11 protein-coding genes, 2 pseudogenes and 1 riboswitch are annotated in these 19,933 nt (G+C 45.2%); of the genes and pseudogenes, 4 read left to right on the forward strand and 9 right to left on the reverse strand.

Features of this window, described 5'->3' with window-relative positions:
• The first annotated feature begins 151 nt into the window (after positions 1–151).
• Positions 152–865 (forward strand): DUF6445 family protein, encoded by a 714-nt coding sequence (locus AC3RV5_RS05360; protein WP_489730935.1) that lies wholly within the window; start codon positions 152–154, stop codon positions 863–865.
• Between the two features lie 16 nt (positions 866–881).
• Here AC3RV5_RS05360 and AC3RV5_RS05365 read toward each other — a convergent pair whose 3' ends face one another.
• The 5 genes from AC3RV5_RS05365 to AC3RV5_RS05385 form a co-directional block, all read right to left on the reverse strand.
• Positions 882–2,411, reverse strand: coding sequence for a tryptophan halogenase family protein (locus AC3RV5_RS05365; protein WP_489730936.1), 1,530 nt, complete (start codon positions 2,409–2,411; stop codon positions 882–884).
• Positions 2,412–2,454: 43 nt separating this feature from the next.
• On the reverse strand, positions 2,455–3,939 hold the full coding sequence (locus AC3RV5_RS05370) for a tryptophan halogenase family protein (protein ID WP_489730937.1): 1,485 nt from the start codon (positions 3,937–3,939) through the stop codon (positions 2,455–2,457).
• 22 nt (positions 3,940–3,961) lie between these two features.
• Positions 3,962–4,993 carry a cupin-like domain-containing protein gene (locus AC3RV5_RS05375; RefSeq protein WP_489730938.1) on the reverse strand — a complete coding sequence of 344 codons (1,032 nt, stop codon included), beginning with the start codon at positions 4,991–4,993 and terminating at the stop codon, positions 3,962–3,964.
• 27 nt (positions 4,994–5,020) lie between these two features.
• Positions 5,021–5,752 carry a SapC family protein gene (locus AC3RV5_RS05380; RefSeq protein ID WP_489730939.1) on the reverse strand — a complete coding sequence of 244 codons (732 nt, stop codon included), beginning with the start codon at positions 5,750–5,752 and terminating at the stop codon, positions 5,021–5,023.
• Between the two features lie 178 nt (positions 5,753–5,930).
• Positions 5,931–9,002 carry a TonB-dependent receptor gene (locus AC3RV5_RS05385; RefSeq protein ID WP_489730940.1) on the reverse strand — a complete coding sequence of 1,024 codons (3,072 nt, stop codon included), beginning with the start codon at positions 9,000–9,002 and terminating at the stop codon, positions 5,931–5,933.
• A gap of 979 nt (positions 9,003–9,981) precedes the next feature.
• Here AC3RV5_RS05385 and AC3RV5_RS05390 point away from each other — a divergent pair.
• Positions 9,982–10,503 (forward strand): annotated as a pseudogene (locus tag AC3RV5_RS05390) (DUF5117 domain-containing protein); the annotation flags it as partial.
• An 11-nt stretch (positions 10,504–10,514) separates the two neighbouring features.
• Here AC3RV5_RS05390 and AC3RV5_RS05395 read toward each other — a convergent pair.
• The gene (locus AC3RV5_RS05395) at positions 10,515–11,639 is read right to left on the reverse strand and encodes an ISAs1 family transposase (RefSeq protein WP_489728476.1); all 1,125 of its coding nucleotides are present in this window, start codon (positions 11,637–11,639) and stop codon (positions 10,515–10,517) included.
• Positions 11,640–11,672: 33 nt separating this feature from the next.
• Here AC3RV5_RS05395 and AC3RV5_RS05400 point away from each other — a divergent pair.
• Positions 11,673–13,613 (forward strand): annotated as a pseudogene (locus tag AC3RV5_RS05400) (zinc-dependent metalloprotease); the annotation flags it as partial.
• A 44-nt stretch (positions 13,614–13,657) separates the two neighbouring features.
• Here the strand turns inward: AC3RV5_RS05400 and AC3RV5_RS05405 are convergent.
• Positions 13,658–14,074, reverse strand: a complete 417-nt coding sequence (locus tag AC3RV5_RS05405) for a hypothetical protein (protein ID WP_489730941.1) — start codon at positions 14,072–14,074, stop codon at positions 13,658–13,660.
• Between the two features lie 180 nt (positions 14,075–14,254).
• Complete coding sequence (locus AC3RV5_RS05410; RefSeq protein WP_489730942.1) at positions 14,255–15,667, reverse strand: TonB-dependent receptor; 1,413 nt, start codon at positions 15,665–15,667, stop codon at positions 14,255–14,257.
• Positions 15,668–16,010: 343 nt separating this feature from the next.
• Here AC3RV5_RS05410 and AC3RV5_RS05415 point away from each other — a divergent pair, with 343 nt between their 5' ends.
• Positions 16,011–17,474: a carbon starvation CstA family protein gene (locus AC3RV5_RS05415; protein WP_489732097.1), complete on the forward strand. Its 1,464-nt coding sequence runs from the start codon at positions 16,011–16,013 to the stop codon at positions 17,472–17,474.
• A 188-nt stretch (positions 17,475–17,662) separates the two neighbouring features.
• Here AC3RV5_RS05415 and AC3RV5_RS05420 read toward each other — a convergent pair whose 3' ends face one another.
• Complete coding sequence (locus AC3RV5_RS05420; protein ID WP_489730943.1) at positions 17,663–19,528, reverse strand: TonB-dependent receptor plug domain-containing protein; 1,866 nt, start codon at positions 19,526–19,528, stop codon at positions 17,663–17,665.
• A 159-nt stretch (positions 19,529–19,687) separates the two neighbouring features.
• A riboswitch (cobalamin riboswitch) is annotated at positions 19,688–19,868 on the reverse strand.
• Between the last annotated feature and the right edge of the window lie 65 nt (positions 19,869–19,933).

Consider the following 19,933-nt stretch of genomic DNA (forward strand, 5'->3'; position numbering starts at 1 on the left):
AGGTAACATTTAACCTTCAATTAATTTACGATATTGTTCATTGTGGGCAAACGCATGGCGACGGCAAATGAGTGAGACCCTATATTACTGCGTAAGGTGATTGGGGCTATTGAGTTAACACGTAAGCAATTTCAAAAAATGAAGGGTATCGATGGATAAATCAATTTTTAGCCTTAATCATGATTGCGATATAAAAACTTATCGTGTTGGGCGCGAGAGTGAACCTGTATTGAGGGCCGAAACATACCTTGCTGGTATTGACCCGATTCGAGACTACGCCATTCGTCAAAATAAATTTGCTCCTGAAGATACCTATTATCCCGGTAGCAGAATGCCAATACCTAACCATTACACCCTGGCGCTGGCTAAAAATTTTCAGGGCTATATCGAAGATTTTTTCGGCCTACAGTTGAGTAAAGTAAAGAAGGCTGTGTCACGTTATTCTATCGTTACCACGGCCCCAGAATATTTGAGCCTGCGACAACGTATCCCACATTTTGATGCGCCTTCACGTAATAGCCTGGCGATGATCCACTATCTGTGTGACGCCCCTGATTCAGGTACCGCGCTGTATAGGCATAAAGAATCGGGTTTTGAATATGTAGACGCTAAGCGTAACGACACTTACATGCAGAGTATTGATCGTCAATTTGCTGATCCGAGCAAACATCCCTGTGGTTATATTTGTGGCGATACTGAGCATTTTGAGATGATCCAATCTTTTACGGCGGTATATAATCGTCTAGTTATGTATCGTGGTTCGAGTCTGCACAGTGGGATTATTCGACCGGATTACAATTTTGACTCTAGCCCGGAAACCGGCCGATTGACGATCACCACATTCTTTGAATTTAAAGATGCTTAATAGCAGTTCAGGTTAGTTATATTTTACTCAAAAATTGTCGATTGCTGGGTAAAGCCCCTAGCAACTTTTCAGTACTGTGCATAGTTTCATTACGTAAGCGTTTTATTAACAAGGCTTCTTTTTGATGTATCTGGGCTGAGTGTTTTTGATCAGTTTTAAATCCCATTCCATAGAGTACATATTGTTTACTGGCAGAGGAAAATAGTTCAAGACGTTGGTTTGTTTCGTAAACACCCGGTGCCTGGGTGCGCCACAATGTCAATGCATCTTGCAGACTGTCTGGAATGGTATCCACACTTTGATGAGCTCGCCAATATTCGCTGTCACTGCGTTTGCTCAACAAATAATGCAACTTCAAAAAATCAATGATTTCCTGCCACCGTTGTAATGTGAGCGAATTAAATCTTTTCGCCAGTACCGCCATTGCGCCACGTTCACGAGGAAGTTGCTGACTGATCCACTCAGCTGACTTTTCAATCAATACCAAAGCGGTCGCTTCTAACGGCTCGACAAAACCCGCCGAGACACCAACGGCGACACAGTTTTGATGCCAAAACGTTTCCCTGTGTCCCGGAGTAAATTTAATGGTGCGGGGCGTTATGTTTTTTGCGGCGAGAAAGGGATCGTTTTGCACATAATTAAACAAGGCTTCTTCTGCCCGCTCTGTACTGGTAAAATCGCTAGAAAATACATGTCCAATTCCCCGTCGGTTTTGCAACGAAATATCCCAAATCCAACCACTTTCCTGCGCTGTTGCTAAGGTGCAAGAGGCTATAGGAACCTCATCTGAAACATGCTCTATCTGCAGCGCTAACGCAGTATCGTTAAACAGAATGTGCTGTTTTGATGTAAACGGGATCTGGTAATGTTTACCAATCAATATGGCGGCAAAGCCACTGCAATCTATGAATAAATCGCCCTCGATATGCGTGCCTCCCGCCAACGCAATGCCTGAAATGTCGCCATTTCCTGCGGGAAGTACCTGTTCTACGTGCCCCTGAATGTATTTTACGCCCAGCTTATCAACACAATGCTGGTGAAGCATCTGCACAAATTTGCCGGCATCCAGATGGTAACCATAATTCAGACTAAACGCATATTCAGGCATTTGCGGTAGTTTAGGGGCCAAATTTTGTTTACAGACTGCGCCTTGTGCACAAACCCAGCTTTCAAAGTCAATGTCGTTGGGTGTCGCTGCCCAGTGCTGGGCCATACTCACAGCTCCGTAGCCTGCAGGGGCGGTGAACGGATGATAATAATGTTCATCATTTCCTTTTGCCCAACCGACAAATTTAGATGCCTGTTTGAAACTGGCATGGCAACAGGAAAGAAAGGTGCGTTCAGATATGCCGATTTGCCGCAGGCTGTCACGCATGGTGGGCCAGGTTCCTTCACCCACACCCAAATTTTTCACCTCTGGAGATTCGACCAGAACAACTTCGGTTTGCTGGGTTGATGAGCTGTCCGCGCAATGCCGGGCAGCAATAATGCCCGCGGTTAACCAGCCTGCTGTGCCGCCACCCACAATTACCACTTTAGTCTTCATTTTTTTGACGCCGTCATGCCATTCCACTTATTTTGGCTATACATTACTTATCCATAGCCGGACAGTAGCTTTGGATAAAGTCTGCGTGCTCTGGTAATTGCGAGACAGAACTGTCTATCATGTTTTTTAGCGTCATCATCTGGTTCTTTAAGCCATCACCAGCTAATACGCGACCGGCGCCATGATGCTGTTTAGGTATCAGGCCCTGTCCCATCATCACTTGCACCCAGGAATCCACTCGGAATAACGCCACATCGTCGGGCCACGCATAGCCATTTTCACGGAACATGGCCATTCTGTGAGCGAGGGAGTCAGGGATTGGCATGGTTTTGTAATGCTGCCAAAATGGGCTGTCATCTCGCTGGGTCAGGTGATAATGCAAAATAATAAAATCGCGAATAGTTTCAAGTTCTAGCTGGGTCTCGCGATTAAAGTGTTCAGCAAGCAAAGTGGTGTTGCCGCCAAAAGGAAACAACTTCATCAGCCGCAACAGCGCAGTGGTGATAAGGTGGATACTGGTCGACTCTAAGGGTTCCAAAAATCCGCTGGATAAGCCAATGGCAATACAGTTTTTATGCCAGGCTTTTTTACGCCGCCCGGTGGTAAATCGAAGTTGTCGTGGCTCGGTAATCATTGGCCCAGTGATATTTCCCAGCAAGGTGCTGCGGGCTTCATCATCTGACAAAAATTGGCTGCTATAGACAATGCCATTGCCGCCCCGATTTTGCAGGGGAATAGACCATTGCCAACCCGCTGGGTGCGCCGTTGCGATAGTGTAGGGACGCGCTGCCTCTACTGTCTGGGTTTGCACCGCAATAGCACTGTCGGCCGCCAGCCAGTGACTCCAGTCTTCAAAATCAACATTCAAATGCTCGCCAATTAGCAATGCACGAAATCCGGTACAATCGATGAATACATCACCCAATACCTTATTGCCGTTATCCAGGGTCAGGGATGCGATATTACCGGTTTCGTCATTTTGTATTTGTGTTATTCGTCCTTCTAGACGTTTAACACCGGCTGTTTCACTTTTTTTGCGCAAGTAAGCGGCATAGGCTGTGGCATTCAAATGATACGCAAAGTTAAGTGGCTTTTTTCCTATCTTGGTGGCAAATTTATTGGCCTTAGCGGCTTTGAGTTCAAGACAATAATCATCCAGACTACCGCCAAAACCCTGGGCTTGCGCCTCTAACCAAAATTCGTGAAATTCAGCCATCCAGGAGCGCTGACCAATTTCGCCAAAAGAATGAAAATAGCTATCCTTTTGCTGGCCCCAGTTGTCAAACCTGATCCCTAATTTAAACGTCGCCCGGGTGGCAGACATAAATTCCTGCTCATCAATACCGACTAAGCGGTGAAAAGTGCGCATGGTGGGAATTGTCGCCTCTCCAACGCCCACGGTGCCAATCTGGTCGGATTCCACCAGGGTAATGTCCAACAAATTACCAAGACGAGTTACCAGGCTATAAGCCGACAGCCAACCGGCCGTTCCGCCTCCTGCCACCACTACTTTGGTCTTTGCGTTCATATTTATAACTTATCCATTTTATTCAGCGGTTGAGATTATTGCGTATCATGGAACGTAAGCGCCTGGCCAGATTATCGTCCATGGTGGCAAACGCACCATGACTTTCTGGCGGCAAATGCCCACGTACCTGTTCGCTATCATTAAAAATGTAATAATCGAATAACGCTCTCCAGGCTTGTTTTTCCTTAGCCGGTCTGTCTCTGACACTCATCATAGCGTGCATCAATACATCCATTGGATTACCCAAATATGGGGGGGCGGTCATCCACCAAAAATTTACCATCGCATTGAAGCGATCAAAGGCCTGTACTTCATGCCACCACATATTGGGATAATACAAACCATCGCCCGGTTCCAGATCCGCAACGTAGGCGTGGTCAATTGCGGTTTTCAAGCGTGGGAAACGTATGAAATCTGGGCTACCCAAATCTGCCAGAGTGACCACCTGACCACCTGGGGTCGGGGTCATGGGCCCCGGGTATAAATTGCACACTTGTTCAGGAGGAAACAGGGTAAAGCGTCGTCTTCCCAGCACACAACAGGCAATGTTCTTGGGCTGATCAAAATGTGCTGCGGCAACAGATTCTGTACCCAACCAAATTTTAGCAACCGGCTGATTATTATTAAATTCCGGGTGTTCAAAGGCTAGCTGGTGGCTTTGACTAAGAGAGGGGAACCCTTCATCGAAACGTAGAGAATTAATATACAGATAATCATGCTCATCTTGAGCCAATTGACTGCGTATCGTGGCAAACACTTCAGGTATGCTCGACCGCTCACTGGTAAAGTTAAAACCAGTACAGGATTTATCATAACCAAAACGGGCTTTAATTGTGGAGGGCCCCTTGTAAACGAGGGTCGACCGCCCACTATCATGCTGCTCTAGTTGTTGCATGACAATGTTTGCAGACTGTTGCCCGGCTTTCACCAAAGGCCAGTCTTTAACCAAACCTTTTAAAATGATCGGCTGATCCTGTGCAAATAAGTCATCAAAAGGTATGGACTGCGGTGTAATGCCATCTAATATCAGAACTTTATTTTTTGCCTTAATCACCTAAGCTCTGCCTTTTTTTTAAGAGGGTTAATACATTGCCGATTTTGCATTTCTTAGTGCTATTAACTGTTGAAAATTCCCCATTGAAGAGAGCACAAAATACAGCAAACTCAACACCCCATACTGATGTAACTTGCTCAGACTCTCACCATCCAGTTGGGCCAGTTTGTCTTGATTAATCGTATAATAATCGCTGAAATTGACTTCATCTACATTGCTGAGTTTAATCACAATGGATATGGGCTCTAATAAGGCCATGGATTCGACTAGGGTAAATAGCGTTTTATCAAACTGTGAACCTTGCTCAATGGTTTGTAGGGCTTTTTTTACATAATTAAGGTAAGGCGCTTCGCCACCAAATTGCAGGAAGATATCCTCTCCGTGTTCTGTATTTACCCGCGGATCTTGCAGGTCAATGCAGATTACCGGATCAACTTGTTTGTTACTTTCTTGTTCGGTTTTTTTATAGCCCAAACTAAAGGGGCCTCGGGCAAGCAGTGCGGGCACAAATCGGGTTGTCCAACCGTTTTTGCCAATAAACAAATTCTCATCCTTTTCAAGTCCAAGAATGGCATGTAATTGGGCCTGTCCAGTGTCTGGATCTTTGTAAAATATCAGGGGAAACTCTTTATGTAGTTCGCTTATTTCAGTGGCGTACACCAAAGAGCGATTAACCTCGTGGTGTTGACTGGATTGGGGCCGGGTATCAACCTTCAAATCTTTATGATCAACATTATTTAAGACAGTTGTCTTACTCATAAGCATACATCGCTTCACTTGTTATATTAAAAAATTGCGCTTTATCCATACTAGCCTGCTAGAAATGACCACGCAACGAACAAGAGTGAAACATGTCTCGATGTTTCACTCTTAGATAAGGTATTGTTGTATATACCCCCGGTCAGAGAACCCGTCGGGGGGAGAACGTCTAATTTGCTTAGAAGTTGTAACTGGCGCTTAATACAAAGCGTCTATCTGCTTCTTGAACAAAGAAAACGTTATTACGACTACGACCAAACTGACGCTGACCTTCTTCAGTTAAGTTGATCACATCTAAACTCACTGATAAATCATCGTTTATTTCATAACTTACGTTAATATCAATTTGCTCGAATGAATCGATAAATAAGGGGTTACGGTTACCAGACCCTCTATTTACTTTACTTAAGAACTCATCGCGCCAGTTATAGGCGATACGGGTTGAGAGTCCGTCTTTTTCATAGATCAACACCAGGTTGGCGGTGTCGCTCAAACCTTCCAGTGCAAATTGATCCGCACTGATAGAACCACCAACATCATAACCAATATCACCATCAACCGTCGTGTAATTTAGTTGATAACCAAAGCCAGTTTCGCCGAAGAAGTGTTGCCAAGCAAATTCAAAGCCATCGATTACCGCACTTTGATTGTTAACAGGAAGCGTTACCTGGAAGTTTAGTTCCGGATCACCCGTCACTGGGGTAACATCAAAAGCACTAAATACCCCGTCAGCAAATGATTGAGTATTTTCAAAATCTGCCGCTCCACCCGGGAAATCAGCCGGGTTTTGCAACATAGCTGTCATCGTAAATAAGTTACGTTCGTTATTATCAAAGCCTAGGTTTGCCAGCTCAACTGCGGCCTGGGCTGATAAGGTGCCGGGAGTATTGGAAGATGCATCTAACAAGCCAAATAATGGACCGGACGTTTGTGCCGTACCCACGAAGTTTTTAACGTCTTTTCTGTAATAACCTAGGGAGATTACGCTGGAGTCGCTGTAGTACCATTCCAAGGATAAATCCACGTTAGTTGATTCCAAAGGATCCAATCTGGCATTACCCGAATTACCCGTTGGTGTGCCGCCTAAAGCAGTAGGGCGTGAGGGGGCAGACACAGTTGTAGAATTAAATAATTGATTATAGGCAGGTCGAGCCAGTGTTTTACTTAAAGAAACTCGGGCCTTAACTTCATCAGATACATCAAGGGTCAAATCAAGACTAGGCAACAAGTTTGAGTAGTCATGCTCAGCCGTTAAATTTTCAGAACTGGCACTGGGTTGAACTAAGAAATCGTTATCAGATTCCCAGATTATTGCTAGGGGTACAATTTGATTCGACGTTGAAGTGACGTCTGTTTGCTCATAGCGTAAACCCGCGACTATGTTTAACGGCATATCACCAATATCATAATCCGTACTGATTTGAACAAAAGCAGAGACGATATCTTCTTCAATAAGATTGTCATCGAAGCCATTAATGGGCAAGGTTTCCAGACTGAGGCCATAAAGAGGTCCAATTTCTCTTAATAGTTCGACCGGGTCTCCACCAAATGAAACGCTACCTAGGGCAATCGTTGTTGAACCAGCGGGTAAGGCGATGGCATCTGCACCTTCTACACCTGACATATCATGATCTTCAAAGGCACAAGCAGTACAGCTTTGCTCAAACAGACCTTCTGGAATGTCGCCAGGAAAGTCCACACCCCAACCACCTAACGCTTCACTGGTGGATTCACGGGTTTGTCGCATTTCTGTGGTCAGATAACCCACTCCAAAATCTACTTTGTAATCATCTTTCACCCATTGGCCTTCAAATCGTAATTGGTCAACATCGGTTACTTGATTAGACTTATCGGTTTGGGTGACTTGAGAGCCGACATCAGGTTTATCAAAGATACCGTTATTATTGCCTTTGACTAAATCATCAATGACGATACTTGCTTGCGGAATAGAGCGGGTAAAATCAACCGCCTGCCACCCAGCGTTTGAGCCGGCCATATTGAAGCGGATCGAGTTCTGACCTAGTGGTCCATTACCACCACTTTTAGCTTGTGACGTTGCAACATCAAAGCTTAGGTTTAAAGAATCATTCACCCAAAAATCGGCGTTAAAACCAAAAGACTTTAATTCATCTTTTGTCGCTAAGGCCAGGTTTTGGAAGAAGAAGTCTTTGCCACCTTCAATGTCCTCAGAAAATTTAACCGGGGTAGAGACCACTGGGTTACCATCAAACTCTACGCTGTTGAATTGCTGCGAAAACCAAATACCATCAATTAATGAACGAGAATTTTGCTCGTTTTTTGCGTAAGTTACATCAGCCGTTAAGGTTAAATTATCCATCGGTTCAAATTGTACCGTTAACATGGCGTTAGTACGTTCACGATCATCCTGGTTGGTACCTAAACCAATGTTAGACGGGATAGCAACAATTTGACCAACGTTTGGCGGGTTTATAACATCAACGCCAGGTGCAGTGAACGTGTCGATATCGCTTTCTGCCCATTCTCGCAATTGAAACTGTTCCACACTCGCATGGCGGCTACCCGAGTCGCGTTCCTGGTAAGAGCCAAAGAGTGAGATACCGAAATTTCCTTCGTCATTTACCCAGTTTGTCAAACCACTTATTTCTGGGGTGACACCATCACCACTTTCATCTTTGACCGCTTTAAGACCAACAGAAGCCCGGTTTTTGCCCGCGGCTAACGGTTTAAGGGTATTGATGTTTACCGTTGCACCTATACCACCTGAAGGAATGGCAGCTTGACCTGTTTTGTACACTTCGATACCGCTAACACCTTCAGACGCAATATTTGAAAAATCAAATGAACGACTCGAACCTGATGATCCTTTATCTTGTGGGTTACCGGTAATGGTGGATACGTTAGCAGCCGGCATTTGACGACCATTTAAGGTGATCAGGTTAAAGTTGCCGCCAAAACCACGCACGGTGACTTCAGAACCCTCACCATTCACACGGTTAATGGATACACCTGTAATACGTTGTAAAGATTCTGCGAGATTAGTATCAGGGAATTTACCCATATCTACTGCAGAAATAGCGTCAACCACACCTGATGATTGACGTTTAATGTTCATTGATTGAGACAAGCTGCCCCGCACGCCCTTAACCTGGATCACCTCTGTGTTATCCGTAGCTTCCTGCGCCATCGCGGGCAGGACAACTGCGCTGCCGAGCAATAATGCGATACTCTGGGTGAGGAGCGATCGAGTAAACTTTTTTTGTGTTTTCATAATCATGTGCCCTTAGTGTGTTTTATGTGTGTTGGAGAAGTTAACAATGATTTGTAACCGTTTACATTGCTAAACAATCAAAAAATATAGGGTTTTGTTTATAATTGCAACATAAACAGGTAACGTATTTAATATAAATCCAACAGGTATGGTTATAATATTTAACAAATAACCCTCGAATTTCGGTTTAAATGAAAGCGCTTACCCACCGTTAAAGAGTTATTTATAAGTGGCATTTGAGTGATTGAGCTTTAACTTCCAAGGGAAGACACTGACGCCAGAGTATGAAAAACAAGGCATTTGCATAAGATCAATCTAACTGTTCGCAGTAAACATAAGTGTTAAAAAGGCGCTGATATTATCCGCACAAACCCCTCGGCTTTATTTCATTTTATACCTTAGACCCAAAAGACAAGTTTGGGTAATTAGACCCACAGTGATAATGATTTTTTTTACCCCCCCTGTCCGTGAAGCGACTGCCCCGTCGGTAGCAGTTTGATTGGCCGTTGGCTTGTGATTGTTAAATACGCATTTAATGGCAGCGATGATTTGGAGAAACAAAAATTGCGTTTTGGTGTGACATGTTCGGTCCTGATATGTTGATGTCACTAGTGGTGTTTTCGATGGGTACACCTTAGCTATCAGGGGATTGGAAGCTAGGCAAAACTTCGATCTGTTAAAATGGTTTCAGCAATTGGGTATCAAAAAGCTAAACACAATGTCCGGATTTTTGGTTTTCAATGTCTCAACAGTTAATAGGCATTGTTGTTGATGAGAAATCATCCGTCATTCCTATTAGTTTTCACAAGTACAAGCAAACTGTAAACCTTACATAGAGATGAGTCATTTCTATTGCTCTTAAGATCATATAAGTGGCTATAGGGATCACCTGCTTTTCATCGATTGTGTCATTTTGCACTTTGCTGTATTAGCAAAAGTAGGTAGGGTGGGGCAAAGGAAAATAATAACAGGTGTGGGAATGGGTATGTTGAGGTGGAGTGCGTTGATTTTTGCAATCATTTTTTGTGTCTGTATTGTTCGGGCCGAGGAGCTGGAGAAACCTAAAAACATTAGCCAGTTTACGCAGGATATGCAGCATACAGCGGGTTTTTTCGATTTTTATTATGATCCCCACCAAGACAAACTTTATTTGCGGGTGGATAGTTTTAACCAGCCATTTTTGTTTCAAAGTAGCTTGCCCCAAGGCATTGGTTCCAATGACATAGGACTCGATCGCGGTCAGCTGGGTGATACCCGACTGGTAAAGTTTGAGCGTTACGGCAACAAGGTGATGCTCAAGCAGTTAAACACCCGCTATCGTGCCAGTTCCAGCAACCTCGCCGAGCAGGCCAGTATAGATGAAGCCTTTGCCGATTCAGTCATTGCTGGTCTGCCGGTGGTGGCAAGCAGCAAAGATAGTGTGCTGGTGGATTACACCGCATTTTTGTTGTCTGATATACATCATATTGCATCGACGTTAAGCGATAGCCAGCAAGGCACAGGGCAATCGCATTAAAATATTTGTAGCAGTTTCAGCAAGTAATCATTATCCCAACCTGCCATTTGCCGCTTAATTTTAATACCTACCTTATTATCCTTATCTGACGTTAATAAATTCAAAGATATGTGGCGTAATATTGCCATGTTTTGATCTGCATATCCTTGACGAATTCGACAATGATCCTCGTCAAATGCCATATCTAATCTCCAGTGAAGATTATTCTCTACCCCCCAATGAGCACGTACATAGTGAGCAAATTTCTCTGCATCGTTATGCTTAACGCTACTAATAAAGTATCGCGTTTCTTCTGACCATTCGTTCGCAAGAAACCTTCTTGATTTAACGCTAACAATACTGGCAAGGTGTGGGTGAGTATGATGCTCAGTAAGCCAGTCAATTCGGTTGCAGGAAGTCACTGTTCTTTCTTCAATACGGCCATGCCCTGAATCAATACTCTTATAAGTATTTAACATGCCCTCATAACTTTTAGGGGTATTTTCAAAGAATAAAATCACATCATCATGTAGGGTGCTTTGATTTCCTTTCAGTGCGGTTAAATAATCAGCGCCTTTACTCACGATCAGTTCAGCCGATTTCTTTTGTGTGTTTAATGCATCGGTTGTGATGATACTGCCTGTGATGTCTAAGTTTTTGAGTAGGGAAGGTAAGGCGGTTATTTCATTCGATTTTTCATCAACTTTCACTTGTCCAAGTGCCAGCTGATTATCATGTGACCATGCGCTAACCATATAAATAGCTGATTTATTAGATGACTTATCATGAGAGCGTCGAAGGCATTTACCGTCAATAGCGATCACATCCCCCGTGACATTTTTTACTATCTCTTTGATCCAGCTAGAAAAACAGGTTTGAAATTGCTCAGGATCAATTAAGGAAAAAATACGCCCCAAAGTATCATGAGACGGAATACCATTTTCTAGGGATAAATATTGTTCAAACCACGTGCGTTTAATGTTGGCAAATTTTTCAATGGCAACCCAGCCATCACAGCCACAGATAACGGCACATAGGGTAATAAAAAAGATATCATCTAATTTATGTAATTGTTTTCTTAGAAGACGAGGATCTTCGATGTCTTTGAAATGTTCGATAAGTGTGGGCTTGTATTTGGTCATATTACGTCGCGTAAAGCGAAGTAATAGATCAAATTAGGGGATCTGTGTCAAGCCATTTTTAATGCGATTGCCCTACAGCAAGGCAGCTATGCTATTGACGCCGGGCGTAGCGGTGTTTATTTAAAAAGAAGCATAGCCTTTACCGACAATACCGAGCTTGAAGCCCTGGTTACCTTTACTGGCAGCAAACCAGGTGAGTTTGTGCGCCAGGTTACCCCGGATCCTCTGGCCATTTCGGTGCATCTGCACCATTCGTTGATCCGTCTGCCTGATAATAACTATCAGCCGAGAAAATTTGTGCCCTACTCAGGGTATTGGGCCGTGGAGTATGAAGATTATTCTGTGCCTTTGGATCAAGACATGACCCAACAGTTTATTCCCCGCCATCGTCTTAACAAACGCGATGCCAAAGCTAAAATTAGCCCGGCGAAACAACCCATAATCTATTACCTGGACCCCGGTATCCCAGAACCTGTATTAAGTGCGTTAAAAGAAGGCGCTTCCTGGTGGAATAACGCATTTAATGCCATTGGTTACCAGAACGCATTTCAGGTTAAGGTGTTGCCGCCGGATGTCGACCCCATGGATGTACGTTACAACGTTATCCAGTGGGTGCATCGCGCTACGCGGGGTTGGTCTTACGGCAGCTCGGTGATCGATCCCCGAAGCGGTGAAATTATAAAAGGGCATGTAACCTTGGGTTCCTTACGGGTGCGCCAGGACTATTTGATTGCCCTAGGTTTAACCAGCCCTTTTACCACTGCCAGCCCCGATACCAGTGCGCAACAAGAGCTGGCCTTGGCACGTATTCGGCAACTGGCGGCCCATGAAGTGGGCCATACCCTGGGAATAGCGCATAACTTTGCCGCCAGTGAGTATGGGCGTGGCTCGGTGATGGATTATCCCCATCCTTTGCTTACCCTTAACCAGGGGGAGATCAATCTGGACCAGGCCTATGCTTCCGGCCTGGGGGCTTGGGATGACTATGTGATTGCTTATGGTTATCAGGATTACCCCAATGAGCAGGACGAAAACCTGGCTATTGACCAGCTGGTTCAGCAAGCTCGTGATAAAGGCCTGAGTTATCAGTCTGACCCTGACGCCCGGCCATTAGATGCAGCCAATCCGTCTGGTAGTTTGTGGGATAACGGCAATGATGCCCTAACCGAGCTGCAACATATCAGCGAAGTACGCCGAGTGGCACTGGCGCAATTTGGTATCAACAGTATTCCCTCAGGCGCGCCATTATCGTCACTGGAGGAACGTTTGGCACCTATTTATCTACTGCATCGCTATCAGTTGGACAGGGTGGCCAAGCTGATTGGTGGTGTTAATTATGAATATGAATTAAAAGGGGATTACCCTAAACCCAAGGGGATTAGACCTGTTAGTGGTGACGATCAGATCAAAGCAATTGATGCCCTGCTGTCGACTTTGCAGGAGGACTATTTGCGTTTGCCAGCCAACATAGTACAACTGATCCCCCCTAAGGTGTATGGCAAAAATCGCAGCCGGGAAAGTTTTAAAGGTCGTACAGGTTTAACTTTTGACCCTGTCAGTGCCGCGGAATCTGCGGCGGGTTATAGTTTAAGTTTGCTGCTTAAAGCCCCGCGTCTCAATCGTATGGCGGAACAAAAAGCACAGAACGAAGCCATGCCCGGGGTCAGCGCCGGGATCGCCCGATTATTCAAGCACACCCTTAAACAGGGTTCCAAGGATAAGTCTCAACTCGCGCTACGAGTGGATTATTTGGTAGTGGATTCGGTAGTGAAAAGCTTGGAACAACCGTTGCTTGGGCCAGAGGTCAGGGGAGAAATTCAGTTACAATTGATTGAATTACAGGATTGGCTAGAAAAGAGCAGGCGTCAGCCCCACTACCAAATTATTGCCCGGCAGCTGAATTTATATTGGCAAACAGGTCAGTGGAAGAGCGCATTTACCGCCGCGCCACTTCCGCCAGGCTCGCCTATCTAATTTCAGGCATTGCATAACATTAAGTTAGAGCGGTTAGCTTGTGTTTATGCCTGGTGGGTTTTAATTTGTTCATGTAACCAGATACGTGCTTCGTCCTGACTATCGAAAAATTGAAAGGGCAGGGTGGTTCGCTCGTATATACCACGCCAAAATTGTTGTGACAGGGTTTTATATTGCACATCTAACATCACCACGGCTGTCGCAATCAGATTCATATTTTGGGCGGTCTTTATCGCCTCGACCATCATGCTGGCTGCTTCTGGAGGAAGCAAAGGTTCCCCGCTTAGGATGGTCAAGCTTGCCCAAGGTCGGGTGCATAATTTCTGGCGGAAGCTATCTATTTCACGTTGGTAGCGCAGCACCATTTCCGTATTCGCCGGTCCACTAGCTTTGATCACCAGTAACCCCTGATCGATAAAGATATTCAAGCTACCATGAGCCGGGAAATTTCTATTAACCATCCTATTTACTACCTTGCGTGATCCGAGCTTACCTGCTCATTATTTTTACCTGGGCTTGTACTTGAAAAAAGACTAGCCAGATCAAGCCGTGCTGTTTTTCAGCATGCAGCCAGCGCCGCACAGATTGATTGAGGCCCAGGATGTTTGGTCGAGAACATACTAAACTATACGCCTAATAATTTACCCTTTAAAGCCAAAAAACTTATGTTTGATGATCTCATCCGCTACCCCTTCTGGCAGGGCCTTTTCCCACTCCCCTCGGCCTTTGGTTAATTGCTTTAAAACATTACGTGAGAATATGTTAAATAAGGAAGGATCACTGCTATCTATTCCTTGGATAAAGCCGTTTTCCAGTAGATGACGATATAAAAAGCGTAGATGATCCTGCACTTTGACCGAGGTGAAGTCATTAATTTCGCCACTTTCATCTAACTCAGGGTAAACAAATAAACGGGTATTGTCGGGAAAGAGCTTACCAAAACCTTCCAGAATGCCCCCTTCAACACCGCGATAGGAGTCTTCGTCAAAGATTTGTTTGATATTAACCATACCGACCACTATGCCAATCTGTAACTTGGTATATTGACGGAAATAGGCTCGCAGAGAAAAATAGCGGGTGTAATCTGACACCATCACGTTATAACCCAAGGAATTGAGCAATTGTACTCGCTCGATAATATCCTGACTCGGGACTTTGGCATCATTGCCCTTAGAGTCATTGAGGGAAATCTCGGCTATGGCTATGATATTATCTTTATTGACCCCATCGAGTTTAGCAAAGGCTAATTGCCCTTGTTCGATCATGTCTACATTGAGTTTGGTCACCGGACGAAACGAGCCGCGAATGGTGAGTACGTTTTTTTTGTAGAGCATTTCTGCCGGTACCGCCACTGTGCCGTCTGGCTTGAACATGATCCCCCGGGTTTTCCAGCTTCTGATCAGGTGGATGTTTTGGGCCCGGTTATCTACATCTTCAAAATAGGGACCTTGGAAATCAATAGAATCTATTTCAATGCGATTGGCCTTCATATTGTCGGTCAACGAATCGATGATTTGTTTTGGATTTTCAAAGTAGTAATAAGCGGCGTAAATAAGATTCACACCCAGTACACCCAAGGCCTGTTGCTGGGCTTCGGCGTTATCGTCGAGCATGCGTACATGCACGGTTATATTTGACGGCTTTGCGCCCGGGTACATTTGCACACGTACCCCACACCAGGCATGGCACTCGTTACTGCGATTAAAACTTTTGGCCGCAACGGTGGCAGCGTAGGCGAAGTAGCGTGACGACTTGGACCGACTACTACCGACCCTATCCACAACCAGATCAAACTCTTGTTCCATCATGGAGTTCACTCTAGCTTCGCTCACATAGCGCCTGTCTTCCTGCACACCGTAGATAGCATCCGAGAATTTCATATCATAAGCAGACATGGTTTTGGCGATAGTGCCCGCGGCCGCGCCAGCTAGAAAGAACTGTCTGGCGACCTCTTGACCAGCGCCTATCTCAACGATAGTGCCATATTTTTTTTCATCTAAATTGAGGCGCAAAGCTTTATTGCTGGTGCTGCGTGAACTGATTTGTTTATCCATGATCGCTCCGGCCGGAATGGCTACTTTATGTGGACATTGTAATCGGTTTTGGCTGTGCTCAATAAAACTTTTTTGAATAACTACTTAATAACTATCATTTTTTATATTATTACTGTTTTTTCTCTCCTTGCAGGCTGCGATCCTGATCGGCCAGACCAGCAAATATTTGGCCCAGACGAGCAGTTTATTGGCCCGTGGGGTTTGTTTTTGGGCATAAATGCATTTAATCTGTCAGGAATTCCCGCCCATAATGCATCTAGGGTCCCCCGCCACGTTTAGAAACCGCAGCAGCGTTCCTTTACGTGATTATCTTGCCAAATGCCACATAGTGAGACTCACCTTTATGTTGATCTTTTTTATTTGCCTAAGTCTGTTGATTATAGGATACAAATTTTACAGTCCATTCGTTGAAAAACAGGCGGGTATAGACCCAAAGGCACTCACACCACAAAGCCGCTTCGCCGAAGGCGTCGACTATGTGCCTATTCATCCCGTTAAAGCTTTTCTGATCCAGTTTTTAAACATTGCCGGGGTGGGGCCTATTTTTGGGCCTATTTTGGGCGCACTTTATGGGCCAGTGGCTTTGGTGTGGATAGTGTTGGGTAATGTGTTAGGTGGGGCCGTGCACGACTACTTCTCCGGTGTGATGAGCATTAAAGAAGACGGCAAAAGCCTACCGGAAATCGCCGGGCATTATTACAATGTGGTGTTTAAAGGTTTTATGTTGATATTTACCGCCATGTTGCTGTTTTTTGTTGGGGTGGTGTTTATCATGAGTCCGGCGGGGTTGTTGAGTAACCTGGATTATTTTAAAGACACGTTTTTGGCCAATAATACCTTTTGGGTACTGGTGATTTTAGGTTATTACTTTTTAGCCACCTTGTTGCCAATAGATAAAATCATCACCAAATTTTACCCGGTTTTTGGTTTGTTGATGATAGTAATGACCTCATTTATTGCCATCTCGCTGTTGATTAACGCACCCCACTTGCCCGTTACGGGAGATTTTTTCGCGTATTTTACTGCTGATCATGCCCACGATTTGTTGCAGCCCAATCCCGATGGATTGCCCACCTGGCCACTATTGTTTATCACTATTACGTGCGGGGCCATCAGTGGTTTTCACTCCACTCAGGCGCCGATCATCGCTCGTTGTTTAACCAATGAAAAATATATCCGCCCGGTGTATTACGGCGCTATGGTGTGTGAAGGAGTGGTGGCCTGTGTATGGGCATTAGCAGGCATTGCTGCATTCCCCGATGGTTATGCGGAACTTAAAGCCATGCTCGATTTAGGCGGGCCAGGGTTAGTGGTAAACCATATTGCCAACAGCTATCTGGGCGTGTTTGGCGGCATTATGGCGATCATAGCAGTGGCGGTATTCCCTATTACCTCGGGGGATACGGCGTTTCGTTCACTGCGTTTGACCATGGTCGATGCATTTAATATTCCGCAAAGTTTACGAAACCGCTTGTTATTAGCTGTGCCTATTCTGACCATTGCATATTTTATGACCAAGCTGGATTTCACCGTAATTTGGCGTTATTTCGCCTTTTCCAATATGTTGTTATCCACCAGTGTGTTGTGGCTGGCCACCAAGTACCTGTTCGACCGGGGTACCTTTCATTGGATCGCCAGTATTCCGGCCGTGATAGCCACAGCCGTGACGGTATCGTACATTATGACTGCCGCCATTGGCTTTAATCTGTCTATTGGTTTGGGTCAACCCATTGGTGCAGTAGTGGCGGTTGTGGGCTTGATCATGCTGGTATTAACCCATAACAAACATAAGTCAGCCACAGCTTAATTATGAGTCAATATAGGTGTCTGTCGGAGTAGGGGGTTAGCCGACAAATTCTTGCTGCAAAGTGACATAAGCTAACCTTGGGGTTAGCTTTTTTCATGAGTAAAATTAATCCACCCATACATAAAACAAGCAAAAAAAGGGAGGCCTATGCATCCCTTTGGGGTATTACGAACGAGCTAACTTGCAGCTTAAAACTGATATTTAACGCCCATGTAGCCTGCTGCACCTGAGGTGTTGTAGGCCGCAATGTCTTGATAATCTGCGTCGAAAGCATTTTCGATACGTGCACTAAGGCTGAAGTCTTGATTAACTGTATAACGAGCGCTGACATCAAATACTTCATAACCTTTTAGCTGCATGCCATCGACCGAGTCATGTGATGAACGCACGGTAGCGGCAAGTTTCCAGGTGTCGTTATCATAATACACACTGACATTAGCTGAATTGCGCGGACGGCGACGACGTTGATCCCCCGCGGTATCTTCGGTGTCGTTATAGGTGTAATTAGTTGTGATACCCACCCTATCTGATACAACCAGGCTGGCGATCAGCTCGATGCCTTTTGAGTTACTTTCACCTAAGTCTTGTAAGTAGCCAGAGAAGGTTGCTAAGTCAAAGTAGATGCTGTCTTCAATTTTTTGCTCGAAGTAGGTAGCCTCAAATTGTGAGCCAGATGCCAAGGTGTACGTTAGGCCAAGTTCATAACCTTTAGTGGTTTCTTCTTTTAGGTCAGTTTCAGAGGCTGGGGCATAGGAAAAGGGCCCGCGATTATATTCTATTTCGTACAAGCTCGGAGCTCTGAAACCCGTACCATATGCACCGCGCAGTTTCAGCGCGTTTTCACCCAAGGCCCAGATGTAAGCACTGCTTAAACGATAGCTAGTATGTTCACCAAAATCCTGATTGTCGTCATGGCGCACCCCGGCAGTGATAAACAGGTTGCTGATAACTTGGCTTTGGTATTCAACATAATAACCCCGTTGAATGCGGCTTTTGTCACTACTGGAGAGGTTTTCTTGTTCCCAGTCAACGCCATACACTAAGCGCGAATTTTGATTTAGCTCGGTATTGCCCAGGTATTCCGCGTGTTCAGTAAAACCTTTAGCGTCAAAGCTGAATTGGCCTTGGTTATAGTTATTACGCTCGATGAACATTTTGGATAGGGCAAATTCATGTTGCGTATCACCGTGGGAATAGTCAACACTGGCGCGCACGTTGGTTTGCTCGAAGTCATCTGTACAGTCGTTGCTCGCTGTTGCGCCAAACCCACAGCCATCGAATTCTCCATTGCTGTTGGTATTACGGGCCACAAAGTTGAGTTTTATATTTTTGTTAGCTTGAAATCCGAGGCGAGTATGTAAGGTAGTATTGTCGTAACCATCCGCGTCTTGGATTTCACTGTCTGCAAGCGATGAGTTAAACCCGTCTGTTGCATAATCAGAAGCCGCCACATAATAGTCAAATTTGTCGTTTGAGCCACCAATATCAGCGGCCAAGTTAGTCGCATTATAACGGCCGTATTCTGCAGATAGATGCCCAGATGGCGCACCCATGCCGGTGGCACTTTCAATATTGATTACACCACCGGCATCTGCGCCGTAAACTAAACCTTGGCTACCGCGCAAGATTTCAATGCGCTCAATATTGCTACTTTGAATTTGCCCAAATTTAGGAGAAACCTGCGTTCCTGTAGGGTCTGATACGTCAATGCCATCAATACGAACTAGAGTACGGTAACCTTCTTCACCACGAATGCGTAAGCTGGTGGCCGAGCCTAGGCTGCCACTGTTGGTTACGCTAATGGACGGTTGGGTGCGCAGCACATCGGCAAGATTGCTGTAACCCCGTGCTTCAATGTCGTCACGGGTCATGACGGATACGGATGTGGCGACTTCGCGAATAGGCATGGGCACGCGGCTTGATACCACGACCATACGTTCGATGTTTTTGTCAGTAGTATTGGCTGAATCGGTTTGCTTTGCTGCAGCCTGCGCAATACCAGGGCTGGCGGCCAGGGCAATAGAAATGGCAATAGCCAAGGGTCGATGTTGCATGTGTGTTCCTCAATCTGAAATAAGTTAACGATCGAAGGAGGGAAAAAATGCGAAAAACCTGGCAAACGCGCACTGTTTGGTTTTCGACTGGCGCCGAAAGTGTACCTAACAGACAATTTGATTGAGTGTGCATTCTAATGAAGCCCTCCGCTTCATTCGTAAATAACTACTTCATAGGCCGGTGTCGGGCTAACATACTAAAGTATGCGTACCGTTGCGGGGGCAGCGATGGATTAGCCCAGACATACCGTAACTTGTCTGGCGATACCACACTTCCCGTTTACCCTGTCCCAGTTGAATTGGCTCACAACCGACAGGCACCTAGAATAGCGGCGCAGACCATACAAATAGTTACTGATAAAGTCAATGCATTCGGTGCACAGCGCCCTTGTTAATGCAGAATAA

The organism is Paraglaciecola sp. IT1134 (assembly GCF_058068185.1).